Raw genomic sequence first — 15,895 nt, 5'->3', positions numbered from 1 at the left:
TTCGTTTCGAACGCTTATTGCTTGCGAAATTATCAAACTAAAATTTAGCGCAAGGTAATAAGAGCTTATGAAACCACGCCATCGGCAGGCCGCAATCCTGGAGTATCTGCAAAAACAAGGGAAAAGTTCTGTTGACGATCTCGCTCAATATTTTGCCACCACCGGTACCACGATCCGTAAAGATCTAGTTCTGCTGGAAAACGCAGGCACGGTTATCCGTACCTATGGCGGCGTAGTACTGAACAAGGACGAACCGGATCCCCCCATTGACCACAAGACCTTAATCAACACTCATAAAAAACAACAAATCGCGGATGTGGCAGTAACATTCATCCATGATGGTGATTCGATTATTCTTGATGCCGGTAGCACGGTGCTGCAAATGGTTCCGTTATTACAGCGCTTTAATAACATCACCGTCATGACCAACAGCCTGCATATTGTTAATGCGCTTTCAGAACTGGATAACGAGCAAACTATCCTGATGCCTGGCGGCACCTTCCGCAAAAAATCAGCCTCTTTCCATGGCCAACTGGCCGAAACCGCTTTTGAACAATTCAGCTTCGATAAACTTTTTATGGGCACCGATGGCATCGATCTGAATGCCGGTGTTACCACATTTAATGAGGTTTACACCGTCAGTAAAGCGATGTGCAACGCAGCGCGTCAGGTGATTTTAATGGCTGACTCATCAAAATTTGGTCGCAAAAGCCCGAACATTGTTTGTGGGCTGGACAGTGTCCACACCATTATTACCGACAGCGGCATCAGCGAGGAGTTTTTGACGGCTTTGCAGGAAAAGGGAATCAACGTGATTATCACAGAGGAAAAACATGACTGAACGAATGATACTCATCGCGCGAGAAACACTGGAGTTAGAACTGTACGAAGCCAGCCGTTTATCTGACAGACTGGGCGAACAATTTGTTAACGCAGCTCGTGCGGTGCTTGCCTGCGAAGGTAAAGTGATTGTCTCAGGTATGGGTAAATCCGGGCATATTGGTAAAAAAATAGCCGCCACGCTTGCCAGCACCGGTACTCCCGCTTTCTTCGTTCATCCTGCTGAAGCTCTTCATGGCGATTTAGGGATGATCGAGAGCCGCGATATCATGCTGTTCATCTCCTATTCTGGCACCGCCAAAGAACTGGACTTAATCATCCCGCGCCTCCAGGAAAAAGCTGTCACCTTAATTGCTATAACAGGTAAATCAGACTCTCCACTCGCCAAAGCTGCACTTGCAATACTCGACATCTCCGTTGAACGCGAAGCCTGCCCTATGCGCCTCGCCCCAACGTCAAGCGCGGTTAACACACTAATGATGGGTGATGCACTTGCCATGGCGGTCATGCAGGAGCGCGGTTTTAATGAAGAAGATTTCGCCCGCTCTCACCCTGCGGGGGCTTTAGGGGCACGCTTGTTAAACCGGGTGCATCACTTGATGCGCACTGGAAAACAGCTCCCGGTCATCGCTGACATCGCAACGGTCATGGACGCCTTACTCGAACTGAGCCGCACCGGTCTTGGCCTGGTATGCGTGACCAACACACATCAACAGGTTGTGGGGGTATTCACCGATGGCGATCTACGCCGTTGGCTGGTGGAAGGCGGTCAACTTGAAGCTGTCATTTGCGATGCAATGACCACTCACTGCTCCGTACTACAGACTGAAACACGTGCAACTGAAGCTAAAGAAATGCTCATGAAAAAACGCATTAGCGCGGCCCCCGTAGTCGATGAAAACGGTCAACTGGTCGGCGCGATTAACCTGCACGATTTCCACCAGGCTGGGATTTTATAAATACGAGTTTTCGATCCGCCTCGTAACCTTTTCGATAAGATGTTAACCCCCACCCCCATTGTGATACGCTTTGCCCCATCCTCGATCCTGGATATGACACTCAGGATCGTTTCTTCATTTTATCGTGAAGTTGGTTAATAAAATCAAATGACTACTACGGAAAACCTCGACAGCCACACCCCGATGATGCAGCAGTACCTGCGCCTGAAAGCGCAGCATCCTGAGATCCTGTTGTTCTATCGCATGGGTGACTTTTACGAGCTTTTTTATGACGATGCGAAACGTGCATCGCAACTGCTCGACATTTCCCTGACTAAGCGTGGAGCATCCGCTGGGGAACCGATTCCAATGGCTGGCGTGCCACATCACGCCATTGAAAACTATTTAGCGAAACTGGTGAATCTTGGCGAATCTGCAGCTATCTGTGAGCAGATTGGCGACCCCGCCACCAGCAAAGGGCCAGTTGAGCGCAAAGTTGTGCGCATCGTTACGCCTGGCACCATCAGCGATGAAGCGTTGCTGCAGGAACGTCAGGACAACCTGCTGGCTGCCATCTGGCAAGAGGGCAAAGGTTTTGGCTACGCCACACTCGACATTAGCTCGGGCCGTTTTCGTCTGTCTGAGCCAGAAGATATCGAAACCATGGCGGCAGAGCTGCAACGTACCAATCCTGCTGAGCTGCTGTATGCCGAAGATTTTGCCGAGACACGCTTAATTGAAGGCCGTCGCGGTCTGCGCCGTCGCCCGCTGTGGGAATTTGAGATTTCCACCGCTCGCCAGCAGTTGAATATGCAGTTTGGCACGCGAGACCTGACGGGCTTTGGTGTCGAAAATGCTCATCGTGCGTTGTGTGCTGCCGGTTGCTTACTGCAATACGTTAAAGATACGCAGCGCACTTCTTTGCCGCATATTCGCTCTGTCACCATGGATCGCCAGCAAGACAGCATTATTATGGATGCGGCAACGCGCCGTAACCTGGAGATAACCCAGAACCTCGCTGGCGGCTTTGAAAATACGCTGGCTTCAGTGCTGGACTGCACCGTCACGGCGATGGGCAGCCGCATGCTGAAACGCTGGTTGCATATGCCGATCCGCAACGTCGATGTGCTGCAAAAACGCCAGCAAACCATTGCCGCGCTGCAAGACCGTACTGCGGAAATCCAACCGGTGTTGCGCCAGGTGGGCGATCTGGAACGTATTCTGGCGCGTCTGGCTTTACGCACCGCACGCCCGCGCGATTTAGCGCGTATGCGCCACGCATTCCAACAGTTACCAGAGCTGCGCGAAATGCTGGCGGATGTGCCAACAGATTACGTACAAACGCTGCGCGAAAATATGGGTGAATTCGCCGAGCTTCGCGAGCTACTCGAACACGCCGTAGTAGAAGCACCGCCGGTACTGGTGCGTGACGGCGGCGTTATTGCGCCAGGTTATAACGAAGAGTTAGACGAATGGCGCGCGCTGGCAGACGGCGCCACGGATTATCTCGATAAACTTGAGATCCGTGAACGTGAAAAACTTGGTCTGGATACGCTGAAAGTGGGCTTCAACGGCGTACATGGTTATTACATCCAGATCAGCCGCAGCCAGAGCCATCACGCACCTATTCACTATGTTCGCCGCCAGACGCTAAAAAACGCTGAACGCTATATCATTCCTGAGCTGAAAGAGTACGAAGACAAAGTGCTGACCTCAAAAGGGAAAGCGCTGGCGCTGGAAAAACAGCTCTACGATCAACTGTTCGATGCCCTGTTACCGCACCTCGAAGCGTTGCAGCAAAGTGCGACAGCACTTGCGGAACTGGACGTGCTGGTGAACCTCGCGGAACGTGCTTACAGCCTGAATTACACCTGCCCGCAATTGACAGATAAACCGGGTATTAAAGTCGTTGGCGGGCGTCATCCGGTGGTTGAGCAAGTGCTTAGCGAGCCGTTTATCGCCAACCCATTAAGCCTGGCGCCACAACGTCGGATGCTGATTATCACTGGCCCGAACATGGGCGGTAAAAGTACCTACATGCGCCAGTCTGCATTGATTGTGTTGCTGGCTTACATCGGTAGTTTTGTTCCGGCGCAGCAGGCGGAAATCGGCCCAATCGACCGTATTTTCACTCGTGTGGGTGCGGCAGATGACCTGGCTTCCGGGCGTTCGACCTTCATGGTGGAGATGACCGAAACGGCCAATATTCTGCATAACGCCACCGAACACAGCCTGGTATTGATGGATGAAATTGGTCGTGGGACGTCGACGTATGATGGTTTATCACTCGCCTGGGCGTGTGCCGAAAGCCTGGCAAATCGCATCAAAGCGCTGACGCTATTCGCAACACACTATTTTGAGCTGACGACCCTGCCAGAAAAAATGGAAGGTGTGGCGAACGTGCATTTGGATGCCATCGAACACGGTGACACCATCGCATTTATGCACAGTGTGCAAGATGGTGCGGCGAGCAAAAGTTACGGCCTGGCCGTAGCGGCGTTGGCTGGTGTGCCAAAAGAGGTGATTAAGCGCGCGCGTCAGAAACTGCGCGAGCTTGAGACAATTTCTAACAATACGGCAGCCACGCAGGTTGATGGCACGCAGATGTCGTTGCTGTCTGTTGCCGAGGAAACCTCGCCTGCGGTAGAAGCGCTGGAAGCCTTAGACCCCGATTCGCTATCGCCACGCCAGGCGCTGGAGTGGATTTATCGTTTGAAGAGTCTGGTGTAGTTTCCACCATCGGGTCGCCCTCATCCCGTCCTTCTCCCCCAGGAGAAGGAGAAAACCATGTTCCCATGGGTGAGGGTATTCAGGAATGCAGTGACTAGTCCTGCTATAGGTTGACACTTTTCGGCCTTACAACGCCCGATGAACTTCATCGGGCGTTTTGTATTTTAGCGACAGATGTGGCCGCCGCGTGTTGTAGATTTCCACCGACTCCCTGACCATCTTTCTTGCCTGTCCGATATCTTCTGGCTTCCCGAGCAGATATTCCATTTTTAATATCCCGTTTACCCGTTCCGCCAGCGCATTCTGATAACAGTCATACCCGTCTGTCATCGAGCAGATGACCCCATGGCGTTGGTGTAGTGCCTGATATTCTGTTGAACAGTACTGCACACCCCGATCTGAGTGATGCACCAGTGGATGTGCTGTACGCCTGCTGACCAGCGCCATTCTGAACGCCTTAGCCACATGATGGGTATGCAGACTTTCATGCACATGATATCCCACGATTTTTCTCGACCAGACGTCTGTTATCAGACTGAGGTACGCCGTTCCCTTACGCAGGGGAAGGTACGTGATATCCGCGACCCACACCTGCTCCGGGCGGCTGGCAACAACCTGATTTTCTCCCGCCTTCAATAAGTTAGGATGACGATAAAAGCGATGATGGCTTTGAGTCGTTTTGTGATACGCCCGTTTCGGTATTACCAGTAATCGTGCGCCACGCAGTATCTGGAACAAACGATCCCGACCGACATGGAGTGCCGGCTCTGGTTACTGTCGCAATAAATAATGCAGTTTACGTGTCCCCAGCCGGGGCTGGTGTAGCCGGATGGTCGTCACCTGTTCAACGATATGCTGCGCCTGTCTTTCTCTTCCGCGCTCACGTTGCAGGGATTGATACCACGCCTGTCGGCTGATCCCCATGAACCGGCAAGCACGCATTACTGTGAGTCCCGGCGTTTGTGCTTGCGTGATAAGGTGGCCAACTGCTTTTTTGTCAGTGTGGCTCCGAACTCGGTATTCATTACCTTCACGACAGCTTCAAAAAACTGGGCTTTTATTTCTGATTCAGCCAGTTGCTGCTCGAGTTCTTTGATCCGTTGTTCGGGAGTAAGAGGTATTTTGGGCATAGTAGCTCCGCACTTTCTTGCGAGAGAGGGGGAGTGCCAGTCGAGTTGACCGTATCTGCGCAACCACGTCATGACGGTGTGGCTACCCTGAATACCGTAGCGGTCTTGCGCCTGACGGTAAGTCATTTCCCCTTTTTCGACCTGTTCGACAACGGCCAGTTTAAAGGATAGAGGGTAATCGCGTTGTGTGCGTTTAACATATTGGTTCATCACATTTTCCTCTGCCTGCGAGTTAAATGTGTCAACGCTATTTAGGACGGGTCACAGTCATAAAAAAAGCGGTGACCAGGGTCACCGCTTTTTTATTTGAACAGTCGATTATTCGCGGAACATTTATTCGCGGAACAATGCTTCGATATTCAGCCCTTGAGTCTGCAAAATTTCACGCAGACGGCGTAGACCTTCAACCTGAATCTGACGAACACGTTCACGAGTCAGGCCGATTTCACGACCCACATCTTCCAGTGTTGCAGCTTCATAGCCTAAAAGACCAAAACGACGAGCCAATACTTCACGCTGCTTAGCGTTCAGTTCAAACAACCACTTCACGATGCTCTGTTTCATATCATCGTCTTGGGTGGTGTCTTCCGGGCCGTTGTCTTTCTCGTCAGCCAGAATATCCAGCAGCGCTTTTTCAGAATCGCCACCCAACGGGGTGTCTACTGAAGTAATGCGCTCGTTGAGACGCAGCATACGGCTAACATCATCAACCGGTTTATCCAGTTGCTCAGCAATCTCTTCCGCACTTGGCTCATGGTCGAGCTTATGGGAAAGTTCACGAGCGGTACGCAGATAAACGTTCAGCTCTTTCACGATATGAATCGGCAAACGAATCGTACGGGTTTGGTTCATGATTGCCCGTTCGATGGTCTGACGAATCCACCATGTTGCATACGTTGAAAAACGGAACCCACGTTCTGGGTCAAACTTCTCAACGGCACGAATCAGCCCCAGATTCCCCTCTTCAATCAAGTCCAGCAGAGCCAGACCACGATTGCTATAACGGCGGGCAATCTTAACCACCAAACGCAAGTTACTTTCAATCATGCGGCGGCGGGAAGCGACGTCACCACGCAGAGCGCGGCGGGCAAAATACACTTCTTCTTCGGCTGTCAATAATGGGGAATAACCAATCTCCCCAAGATAAAGCTGAGTTGCGTCAAGCACACGCTGAGTGGCGCCCTGTGACAATAACTCCTCTTCGGCTATGTCGTTATCACTGGGTTCCTCTTCTACGAGGGCTTTTTCGTCAAAGACCTCAACTCCATTCTCATCATATTCCGCGTCTTCATTTAACTCGTTAACTTTCAGCGTATTCTGACTCATAAGGTGGCTCCTACCCGTGATCCCTGGGTAAAGCACCTTGCACTTCGTCTTTTAAGCGCTATCTGCGTTGGCTGCCTTCATTCACCCCAGTCACTTACTTAAGTAAGCTCCCGGGGATTCACTCAGTTGCCGCCTTGATATCACTTAAACGACTTTGTGCATGTAAAGTGCTTTACCGGCTTATCGCTGCGGCAAGTAACGCAGCGGGTTGACGGATTTCCCCTTGTAACGAATTTCAAAATGTAAACGTGTTGAACTGGTTCCGGTGCTACCCATGGTAGCTATCTTCTGCCCCGCCTTGATTTCTTCTTGTTCCCGGACCAGCATTGTATCGTTATGGGCGTAGGCACTCAGGTAATCATCATTATGTTTGATGATGATTAGATTACCGTAACCACGCAGCGCGTTACCGGCATACACCACTCGCCCGGAAGCGGTAGCAATAACAGCCTGGCCTTTGCTGCCTGCGATATCGATCCCTTTATTGCCACCTTCGTTAGCAGAAAAGTTCTCAATAACCTTGCCTTCAGTCGGCCAGCGCCAGGTCGAAATTGGCGCGCTATCGGACGTGCTGCTGGCAGTCGGTACAGTAGTCGTAGAGCTAACCACAGGTGCCGTAACCGGTGCTGTGACAGTTGTCGCAGTCCCTGTATTATTCGGCAACATTTTGTTAGCACTTTGTTCACCTGAATCCTCAGAATACGTAATTACCGGTTTAGAAGCAACCACTACGGCGGTTTTTTGCGCAGCGGTAGGGGTGATGCCCTGCGCGCTGGCATCGGCCGCAGTCACAGCGTTTCCACCCGTAATTGGTGCACCGGATGCGTTACCAATCTGCAGGGTCTGACCCACGTTCAAGCCGTACGGCTCGGGGATATTGTTGCGTTGGGCTAAGTCACGGAAGTCGTTCCCGGTGATCCACGCAATATAGAAAAGAGTGTCGCCGCGTTTAACGGTGTAAGTGCTACCGCCGTTATAGCTCCCTTTCGGAATAGCGCCATATTTGCGGTTATAAACAATGCGGCCATTTTCAGTTTGTACTGGCTCGGAAGCGACCGACTGCGTTTGCACCGGCTGAATCGCAGGCTGCTGAGCGACAGGCTGAATTTGTTGGCTCTGGGTTTGGGTAGACATTTTCGGTGGCTGAGTCACCAGCATGCCGCCAGAAGAACTGCTGCTGGTATTGCCGTTACCGCCCACCGAACTGATCGGTGCCTGAGTGTTATTGCTGGTACATCCTGCTAACCACAGGCTCACCAGCGACAAGGCCGCAATACGGCGTAAAGTAAAAGTTGGGCTTCCCGCGCTCATTTATCCCCCAAAAAAACAATCATATGCTAATGAAAATACGGCAGAACTGGTGCTAATACCCATCATCCTTCAAGCTGCAGGGGTGTTGGCTGCAGACGCTCACCTGAAACTCGAATGCTAATGGTTATACAGCCAGATGCTAAAATTTCGCTGCGCGTAACGTTACGCCAATACCTTTAGAAAAAAACAAGATAGTTCCAGGTTATGCCAATTCACCCTTAACTAAGGGGACAAAACGCACGGCTTCTACCGTATCAATGACAAATTCCCCACTCAGTCGACGAACGCGCTTCAGATACTGCCGATCTTCGCCTACCGGGAGGACTAAAATTCCACCTTCGTCCAGCTGCGACAACAGCGCGCTGGGGATTTCCGGTGGTGCAGCCGTAACAATAATAGCGTCAAATGGGCTGCGTGCATGCCAACCCAGCCAGCCGTCACCGTGACGGGTGGAGATATTGTGCAGATCGAGTTGCTTTAAACGTCGCCTTGCGTGCCATTGCAGGCCCTTGATGCGCTCAACTGAACAAACATGATGCACCAGGTGAGCCAGAATCGCGGTTTGATAACCCGAACCGGTGCCGATTTCCAGCACTCGCGATTCCGGAGTCAGCTCCAGCAACTCGGTCATTCTGGCAACCATATAAGGTTGTGAGATAGTTTGGCCGGAACCAATGGGCAAGGCGGTGTTTTCCCAGGCTTTGTGCTCAAACGCTTCATCGACAAATTTTTCCCGCGGTACCTGCGCAATCGCCTCCAGAACTTTTTCGTCCTTGATGCCTTGAGTACGCAGTTGTGCGAGAAGAGCTTCTACGCGTTTGCTTACCATTGCTCGTCCACTCCTGATTTACTCAACCAGTGGCTAACGACCTCACGTGCGCTATGTGCAGTAAGGTCAACATGCAATGGGGTGACCGAAACATAACCTTCATCGACAGCGGCAAAATCGGTATCTGGGCCTGCGTCAAATTTATCGCCCGGCGGTCCAATCCAGTACAGCGTATTGCCGCGCGGATCTTCTTGCGGAATAACTTTATCTGACGGATGGCGGCTACCGCAGCGCGTGACACGAATGCCCTTGATTTGATCAAGCGGCAAATCAGGCACATTGATATTTAAGATACGCCCGGTACGCAGCGGTTCACGCGATAAAGCACGCAAAATCGAGCAAGTGACAGCGGCTGCAGTTTCATAATGCTCATGGCCATTTAATGAAACTGCCAGCGCTGGAATGCCTAAGTGCCGCCCTTCCATCGCCGCCGCAACGGTGCCGGAATAGATGACGTCATCACCCAGATTCGGCCCGGCGTTAATTCCAGAAACCACGACATCAGGTGCCGGACGCATCAAGGCGTTGACACCAAGATAGACGCAGTCTGTCGGCGTGCCCATCTGTACCGAAATATCGCCGTTGGCGAGAGTGAAAGTACGCAATGAAGATTCGAGCGTCAGTGAGTTTGAAGCCCCACTGCGATTACGGTCAGGGGCAACAACCTGCACATCAGCAAATTCCCTTAGTCGGGCCGCCAGAACTTGAATCCCCGGCGCATTGACCCCGTCATCGTTACTCAAAAGTATTCTCATATTGGATTTACAAAGCTTCTTTTTATATGAAAAAGATAAAACCACACGTTGGTTCCCGGCATAACAACTCTGTGCGTTCTGTTAACCTTCAAAATCGCCCCAACCTGTTGTTTTATCCCATTCTGTTGATTTTAGTGCACCCGTAATGAAATTGTTGCTGATTTTGTAACATTCACCACAAAGTCCTGTCCAGGGGACACTATACAATTCAATGTTGACTAAATCACCCTTTCTGGCCCAAGGAATGTGCCGAAAACAACGCCTTAGTGGCCTTTACGGAGCACTGCTGAAGGTGATTTCCCCCGTAAAGTTCGAAGTGTAGCCAGCTTCAACCGGAGTAGACCCCACTTAAAATAGCCAAAATGTTATTTATTTTAATTTTAGAATCATTTTCGAAAGACAAATTCTTCGTATGAAGTTGCAAATACGTTATATCCCACACCACCCCGACAGGATATTATACTAATTTTAAATGGCATTTAGATTAATCAACCAATAGTTAATTGATTATGTAAGCACAACAAACATTAAAAACAAAAACCATTGTTAATCAAATAATTAAAGCAGTTAAAAGTATCAAAAAACATTCATGCTCTCACGGCTAACTGTAGCTATAAATTTTTAGTTAGCAGGTATCACGTGTATACTTTGGTTCTTATTGGGAATTTTTTTAATATTATCACTCTTAACAAACAGTGAATTATTTTATGCTTCTATTTAATGTCTCTGGAATTGCAAAAATTAAGATAATGAAGGCTAATACATGCACACCTTGAACATGGGAACCATCTCAATATTCCTGATGGTCATGGACACTCGTAGCGTAACTAATGCTGCGGCACTATTAGAAACTTCTATTCCATCAGTCAGTCGCGCCATCAATAAAATGCGTGAAACATTTAACAACCCTTTATTTATCAGGACCAAAAATGGGCTTGAACCCACATCTTTAGCCTTGACTATCGCATCAAACTTAACGCGGGCGGTAGAACATGTCGAACTCGCGATTAAAGTATCAAAACCTTATGCCAAAAAACTTAATGACCGTGCATCATTACGCCTGTCGTTATCTCCGGTATTAGAGTTTTATGTCACCTCGACATTGCAGAAGAATGGCCGGTGCTTAGAACAATTTGAATTAACCTGTGAAACACATGATGGCGATTTGCTCAGAGATATTAATCAATTACGATCACGCCGCATTGATTTAAGCCTGACACCACAAAGGCATTCAGACAGTTCAATTGTCAACGAGCCGTTATTTGATATTACACCAAGAGTGATTTGTAGAACTGGGCACCCGCGTATAAAACCGGGGTTCACGATGGAAGAACTCAGAAATGAAGAGTATCTTTCTTATAATCTGTGGCCGTCATTAATTGAAGATAATGTTTTATTGGGTGTGTATAAGCCACCGATTTACTCAAGTAATTCAATGTTGAACTTATTAGTGATGACGACAACATCTGATTATATTTTGCTGTGTGCCGAGCAATTTGCCGCAGGATTTGCCCAGTTTGCTGATGTTCAGATACTGCCACTACCCAATGAAAAACCGACCGGCACTATTTATGCTCATTATCATAAAAATCGCAGCAACGACATCAACATCACCACGTTAATTAATCAACTCAAACAAGATATTACCCATTCATAAAATAAAAAAGCCAGGGGGAATAACCACCTGGCTTTTTTATTACTTCAAATTAATATTTAACGAAGCGGTAGCACTAAATGGCCCACGCTGTGGACGTTTGCCAGTGGTATTGACTGGCCAGGCATAAAGCGTGGTGGAACCTTGCTGAGTCTGTGATGAAAATGTAACCGGTATTTTCGTGACGCGCGAAATAAAAGGCTGCAGATTTTGATCGCCAACCATCACACCAATATCGGGGTTATCAGTAGCCACCGCATTGGGTAAACTTGTTGCTGGCACCGCTTCCATAGTTAATTCCAACGCAACCCTATCGGCAATATTAGTACATTGGTAATTGACGATTATCTGCCTTTTAGTAAAACCGTCCGGCGCCTTGCCTTTAGTCAAAATATCTTTCGCCGCAATTTGTCCGAATGGAACTTCGATGGCTTTTCCGTCATTGATTCGGCAACTCTGCGGCACCGTAACATCACCGCTCACATAGACACTGGCAATCGGCATTCCCGAAAATGAGCTGCTATCTGTTGCGGCAAACAGATCAATAATTTTTACTTTTGGGATAGTAACGTGGCCAATAAAAGGCCGAATAAACATCAGGCTAATTTTCCCCTGCGCCCCAGTCCCAAATTGAATCCGGTTAGCGTTAGTTTGCGTCGTCGGGCAAAGAGTAGTCTGCGGATAATTGTTATCCATCGTGAAAGGCACATTATAAAATTGCTTGCGGTTACCGGCGATATACACCTGCGTAGCAACGCCAAGGTATCCGTCACCTTTATCATTCGGGATCACATACCAGTGTTTATTGGGATCTGGCGTCGCAATGGTTGAAGGGACCGGGCGTGATAAAGAGCTCACAGCGCGATAATGGACCTTCCTCACGGTTCGGGTATCCTGGCAAGCACAACGGCCATAATAGAGATTATTTGGCGAATTCCAGTTTTGCTGATACGCGGTCTTACTGATGACGTTTTGGTCCGGGTCAGTAATATTTTTAACGTAATTAAAATTGAATTCCTGTGTCGCGCCAATAGATTGACACGCAGCCGCCCAAACGTGTGGAGCAAGGGTCATCATCAGCAAGCCAATCAGCCCCAGAAAGACTCGTTTCATTAGGTACCTCCAGAACATTGCGCATCACCAGAAAGGATGTGCGTTTGATTTTTACCCGGCGATGCAAGGCGATATGGCGCGTGGCATTCGTTGACCCGCCCTTTCCCCCACACCACATGCAAATTGCCGCTATCCGCCAGGCCACTGAGGAACACCACGCCGTTATCGCCGACGATGCCGGTTTCATCCGTGCCTTCCAGCGTCACTGTTGCGCCAAATGGCACCACGCCCTTGCCGATGTGTATGGTCATTAAGGCGCGCTGACCCAAATGGGTTTTGTAACGCATCACCACCATTGCCCCTTTGGTGGGCACAACATCGCGGTGAATCGCGTCTATATCTGCATTGCCGGCCAGTTTGTGGGTATCAAGGTTGATGTCGTTGTAATGCCATGGCGTTAAGTAAGGGATGACGGCATAACCGCGTGAATCGGTGTAGACGTTCTGGCTGCTGGTTATTTCGAGATTTTCCACACCAGGTGCTTCAATCAGGCCGAAGGTTTCGCCGAGCGTGTGAGCAAGCGTGATCCCATGGCGATGCACCACCACTGCGCCATTCATGCCGTAGTTAATGCGCTGGGTGTCGTCGCCATAGCTGTAACCCAACGCCAGGTCGCTATAAGGTGCAAGCCACGCTAATTGCGCGTTACCACCATTTTGTTGCTGGCGGTTGCCGTAGGTTTGTTGCACTGAATACTGTAATTGATCGTTTTCCAGCAGCGTACCGTTCACGCCAACCTGATGCTGCGTGGTGCCGTGGGTATTAGTGGCGACGCTGTATTGCGCCCACGCTTTAGGCAGCAACTTTTCCAGTGGGATCTGGATATCAAAAGCAATCTGGCGATCGTTATCGCTATGGTAATCATCATGTACCCAGGACAGAGCAATACCGAAGTTTGCCCATTGCGTCGTGGCACGCACGCCCGCACTCAGCGATTGCTGTGCCTCGGTGGAACCCCAAAAATCATCCTTCGTCCCGGCAAGGTAAAAATTACTGTGGTCGCTTAATGACTGGCTGATATTAATCTGCATCCGGCTGCGTTTGTTTCCCTGCCAGTCCTGCACCTGCCCTTCACGATCCGCCGCTTCCTCGAAGGTGTAATAACCTTTGGTTGAATAACGGTAACCCGCCAGAGTCACGGCGGTATTCGTCGCTTCAAACTCTTTGGAATACTGGAAGCGCCACGACTGGCCTTGTGCATCGGGCGAATCGGTGAAACGCGACTTAGCGTGGCTCATATCCACGGCAATAGAACCCAGAATACCTAAGCCAATCCCCGAGCCGAATATCGCAGAGAAATAGTTTGCCGCAGCAATCACCCCGCCGTAGAGCGTTACATAGTTGGATAAACCGTAGGTCAGCGTGCCCTGGCTAAACAGCGGATCGCTGGAGGCGCTATTACTGCGATAACGCCCCGTTGACCAGGTGTATTTCATGCTCCCTTCACGCTGCATATTGGGTATCGAAGCAAAAGACTGCACAAAGTGGCGCTCGCTGCCATCGGCTTCGGTGATCGTCACATCCAAATCGCCACCCGACGCGGTGGGATAAAGGTCAGTTATCTGGAAAGGGCCAGCCGGAACAAAGTTCTGATAAATGACATAGCCATTTTGGCGAATGGTGACTTTGGCATTGGAGTTAGCGATACCGTGGATAACCGGTGCAAAGCCGCGCAGGCTATCAGGGCGCATCCCTTCTTCCGTCGCCAGTTGCACGCCGGTGTATTGCACACTGTCAAAAATATCCCCCGGCGTATAGGTCTGGCCCATTGTCAGAGACACACCGCCCAACGCTGGGAAAAAGCGCTGCAAATAGCTGTTCATCGACGACCATTTCTCGCCTCCCTGGCCATAGCTGAAACTGCTGTAATTACGCAGACGCCACGCACCAAGGTTCACTCCCGATTGCAGATTCAGGTAGCCGTTATTGCTATTCTCACCATGCTTGCTTTTATTTTGCGAGGCCGACCAGGCATAGTTGGTAAATAACACCGCCTCACCGTCATCCCATTGTGCAGGGTCGATAAAGTCATGCGCTTTGCTATCAATATTTTCCTGGGGAATACTCAGTTTCAGCGTCTGGCTGGTAAAGGCAAACGTACTGCTGGCTTGTGGAATCATTTCTGCCAGCGAAGATATCGCTTTATCTAAAGGTGCCGCGGCTAACTGTTCTGTGGAATGGAGATTAACGCCCCACTTCTTCAGTTGAGCTGGCGTTAACACCGGAACCAGTTTTTTATCATCCCCGGTCACAAACTCAATATTCTCATCAGCGACTTTATCGCTATTCACCATAATGTGAACACGATAATTTCCCGGTAGTTGCGCCCCTTGTTCTTCAAACAGAGAAATATCAACAGTCGGTTTTTCCGGTGAGTCTAATTCCAGTAATGCCGGATTAAACCAGGCCTTCGCATTTGCCCCTTGGGGAATTACAGCCAGGAGTGCAGCGAATGGCACAACCCAGTGCAATGCCGAAAAATAAGCACGGTGAAATATGCGGAAATAACGCATGATTTTATATTTCCTGGCTGATAAAGGAAAAATTCAGTTTCTTAAAGCGTGGTGCTGCCGGGATCGCTGGCACCGCCATAATCATTGATTAACTTCCAGCTCAGCTGGTTTCCGGACATTCCCGCCAGCGATAAATTAACCGAACTGTGCGGTGCTACCCATTCGGCATTTTTAATCGGTTTTCCGCCCAGCGTTAACTGGTTAAAAATGGCGTACCAGGGAGAGTTATTGACCACTGTCAGCGTATTTCCACTGCGGCTAAACGTCAGCTTTTCCGCAAAATCTTTAGGTGGATTACCCAGCCCTTCCGGGCGATAGAACAGTTTCATGCGGGTTTTGATAGCAATTTGTAGTTTGTTTGTGATTTCGCTATCGGTTTCAGGAATAGAACGCACGTTGACCCAAAACAGCGACTCCCGGTCGCCAGGCAAAGGGTTTCCGGAGTAGATAATACGCAGCTGGTTTTCTTCACCACCGTCGATACGAAATAAAGGCGGCGTAATCACAAAAGGGGCTTTAACCTTTTCATCACCGGTATCAACCCATGACTGAATTAAATAAGCTCCTGCATCTTTGGTTGCTTCAACTTTTAATTCAGCTTCTTTATTTTCAGCATGATAAACAACACGCGTGGCACCGACGATAATTCCGGCGTGAGAGATTAATGGAAATAAAACAATGACTGCCAGCATGGCAAACCATGCCATAGCACGATATTTAACAAAAACTAACATAGCTGCCCCAACTGTATCAGTC

The 15,895-nt window shown here is 49.6% G+C and carries 11 protein-coding genes and 1 pseudogene; 4 read left to right on the top strand and 8 right to left on the bottom strand.

Annotated features, from left to right (window positions below):
• Positions 1-67 precede the first annotated feature (67 nt).
• The 3 genes from D8682_RS20450 to mutS all read left to right on the top strand — a co-directional run bounded on the left by D8682_RS20450 (position 68) and on the right by mutS (position 4,508).
• The gene (locus tag D8682_RS20450; RefSeq protein ID WP_064543934.1) at positions 68-841 is read left to right on the top strand and encodes a DNA-binding transcriptional repressor; all 774 of its coding nucleotides are present in this window, start codon (positions 68-70) and stop codon (positions 839-841) included.
• Positions 834-1,799: an arabinose-5-phosphate isomerase GutQ gene (gutQ, locus tag D8682_RS20445; RefSeq protein WP_121815021.1), complete on the top strand. Its 966-nt coding sequence runs from the start codon at positions 834-836 to the stop codon at positions 1,797-1,799. Before D8682_RS20450 ends, gutQ begins: the two co-directional genes overlap by 8 nt.
• Before the next feature lie 147 nt (positions 1,800-1,946).
• Positions 1,947-4,508 carry a DNA mismatch repair protein MutS gene (gene mutS, locus D8682_RS20440; RefSeq protein WP_121815020.1) on the top strand — a complete coding sequence of 854 codons (2,562 nt, stop codon included), beginning with the start codon at positions 1,947-1,949 and terminating at the stop codon, positions 4,506-4,508.
• Positions 4,509-4,611: 103 nt separating this feature from the next.
• On the opposite strand, the pseudogene D8682_RS20435 reads toward mutS, so the two are convergent.
• The 5 genes and pseudogenes from D8682_RS20435 to surE all read right to left on the bottom strand — a co-directional run bounded on the left by D8682_RS20435 (position 4,612) and on the right by surE (position 9,859).
• Positions 4,612-5,848, bottom strand: a pseudogene (locus D8682_RS20435) (IS3 family transposase).
• Between the two features lie 123 nt (positions 5,849-5,971).
• On the bottom strand, positions 5,972-6,964 hold the full coding sequence (gene rpoS / locus D8682_RS20430; protein WP_064543919.1) for an RNA polymerase sigma factor RpoS: 993 nt from the start codon (positions 6,962-6,964) through the stop codon (positions 5,972-5,974).
• 180 nt (positions 6,965-7,144) lie between these two features.
• A complete protein-coding gene (nlpD, locus tag D8682_RS20425) occupies positions 7,145-8,275 on the bottom strand; it encodes a murein hydrolase activator NlpD (protein WP_064543917.1) in 1,131 nt (376 codons plus the stop codon).
• A gap of 202 nt (positions 8,276-8,477) precedes the next feature.
• Positions 8,478-9,104, bottom strand: a complete 627-nt coding sequence (locus D8682_RS20420; protein WP_064543915.1) for a protein-L-isoaspartate(D-aspartate) O-methyltransferase — start codon at positions 9,102-9,104, stop codon at positions 8,478-8,480.
• Positions 9,098-9,859 (bottom strand): 5'/3'-nucleotidase SurE, encoded by a 762-nt coding sequence (surE, locus tag D8682_RS20415; RefSeq protein WP_064543913.1) that lies wholly within the window; start codon positions 9,857-9,859, stop codon positions 9,098-9,100. The genes D8682_RS20420 and surE overlap by 7 nt, the downstream gene beginning before the upstream one ends.
• Positions 9,860-10,622: 763 nt before the next feature.
• On the opposite strand from surE, the gene D8682_RS20410 reads away from it, so the two are divergent.
• Entirely contained in the window at positions 10,623-11,516 is an 894-nt protein-coding gene (locus D8682_RS20410) for a LysR family transcriptional regulator (RefSeq protein WP_121815019.1), read from the top strand.
• Positions 11,517-11,555: 39 nt separating this feature from the next.
• Here D8682_RS20410 and D8682_RS20405 read toward each other — a convergent pair whose 3' ends face one another.
• Genes D8682_RS20405 through D8682_RS20395 form a run of 3 tightly spaced genes read right to left on the bottom strand, consistent with a single transcriptional unit; the run spans position 11,556 to position 15,873 of the window.
• Complete coding sequence (locus tag D8682_RS20405; protein WP_232886984.1) at positions 11,556-12,590, bottom strand: fimbrial protein; 1,035 nt, start codon at positions 12,588-12,590, stop codon at positions 11,556-11,558.
• Between the two features lie 35 nt (positions 12,591-12,625).
• The gene (locus D8682_RS20400) at positions 12,626-15,139 is read right to left on the bottom strand and encodes a fimbria/pilus outer membrane usher protein (protein ID WP_121815017.1); all 2,514 of its coding nucleotides are present in this window, start codon (positions 15,137-15,139) and stop codon (positions 12,626-12,628) included.
• 41 nt (positions 15,140-15,180) lie between these two features.
• Positions 15,181-15,873, bottom strand: a complete 693-nt coding sequence (locus D8682_RS20395) for a molecular chaperone (RefSeq protein ID WP_232886948.1) — start codon at positions 15,871-15,873, stop codon at positions 15,181-15,183.
• Positions 15,874-15,895: the final 22 nt, after the last annotated feature.

Origin of the sequence: Buttiauxella sp. 3AFRM03, assembly GCF_003675305.1 — a bacterium.
GTDB classification, from domain to species: Bacteria; Pseudomonadota; Gammaproteobacteria; order Enterobacterales; family Enterobacteriaceae; genus Buttiauxella; species Buttiauxella ferragutiae.
The sequence above is the reverse complement of the archived record's forward strand: the minus strand, read 5'-3'. Positions and strand labels throughout refer to the sequence as shown.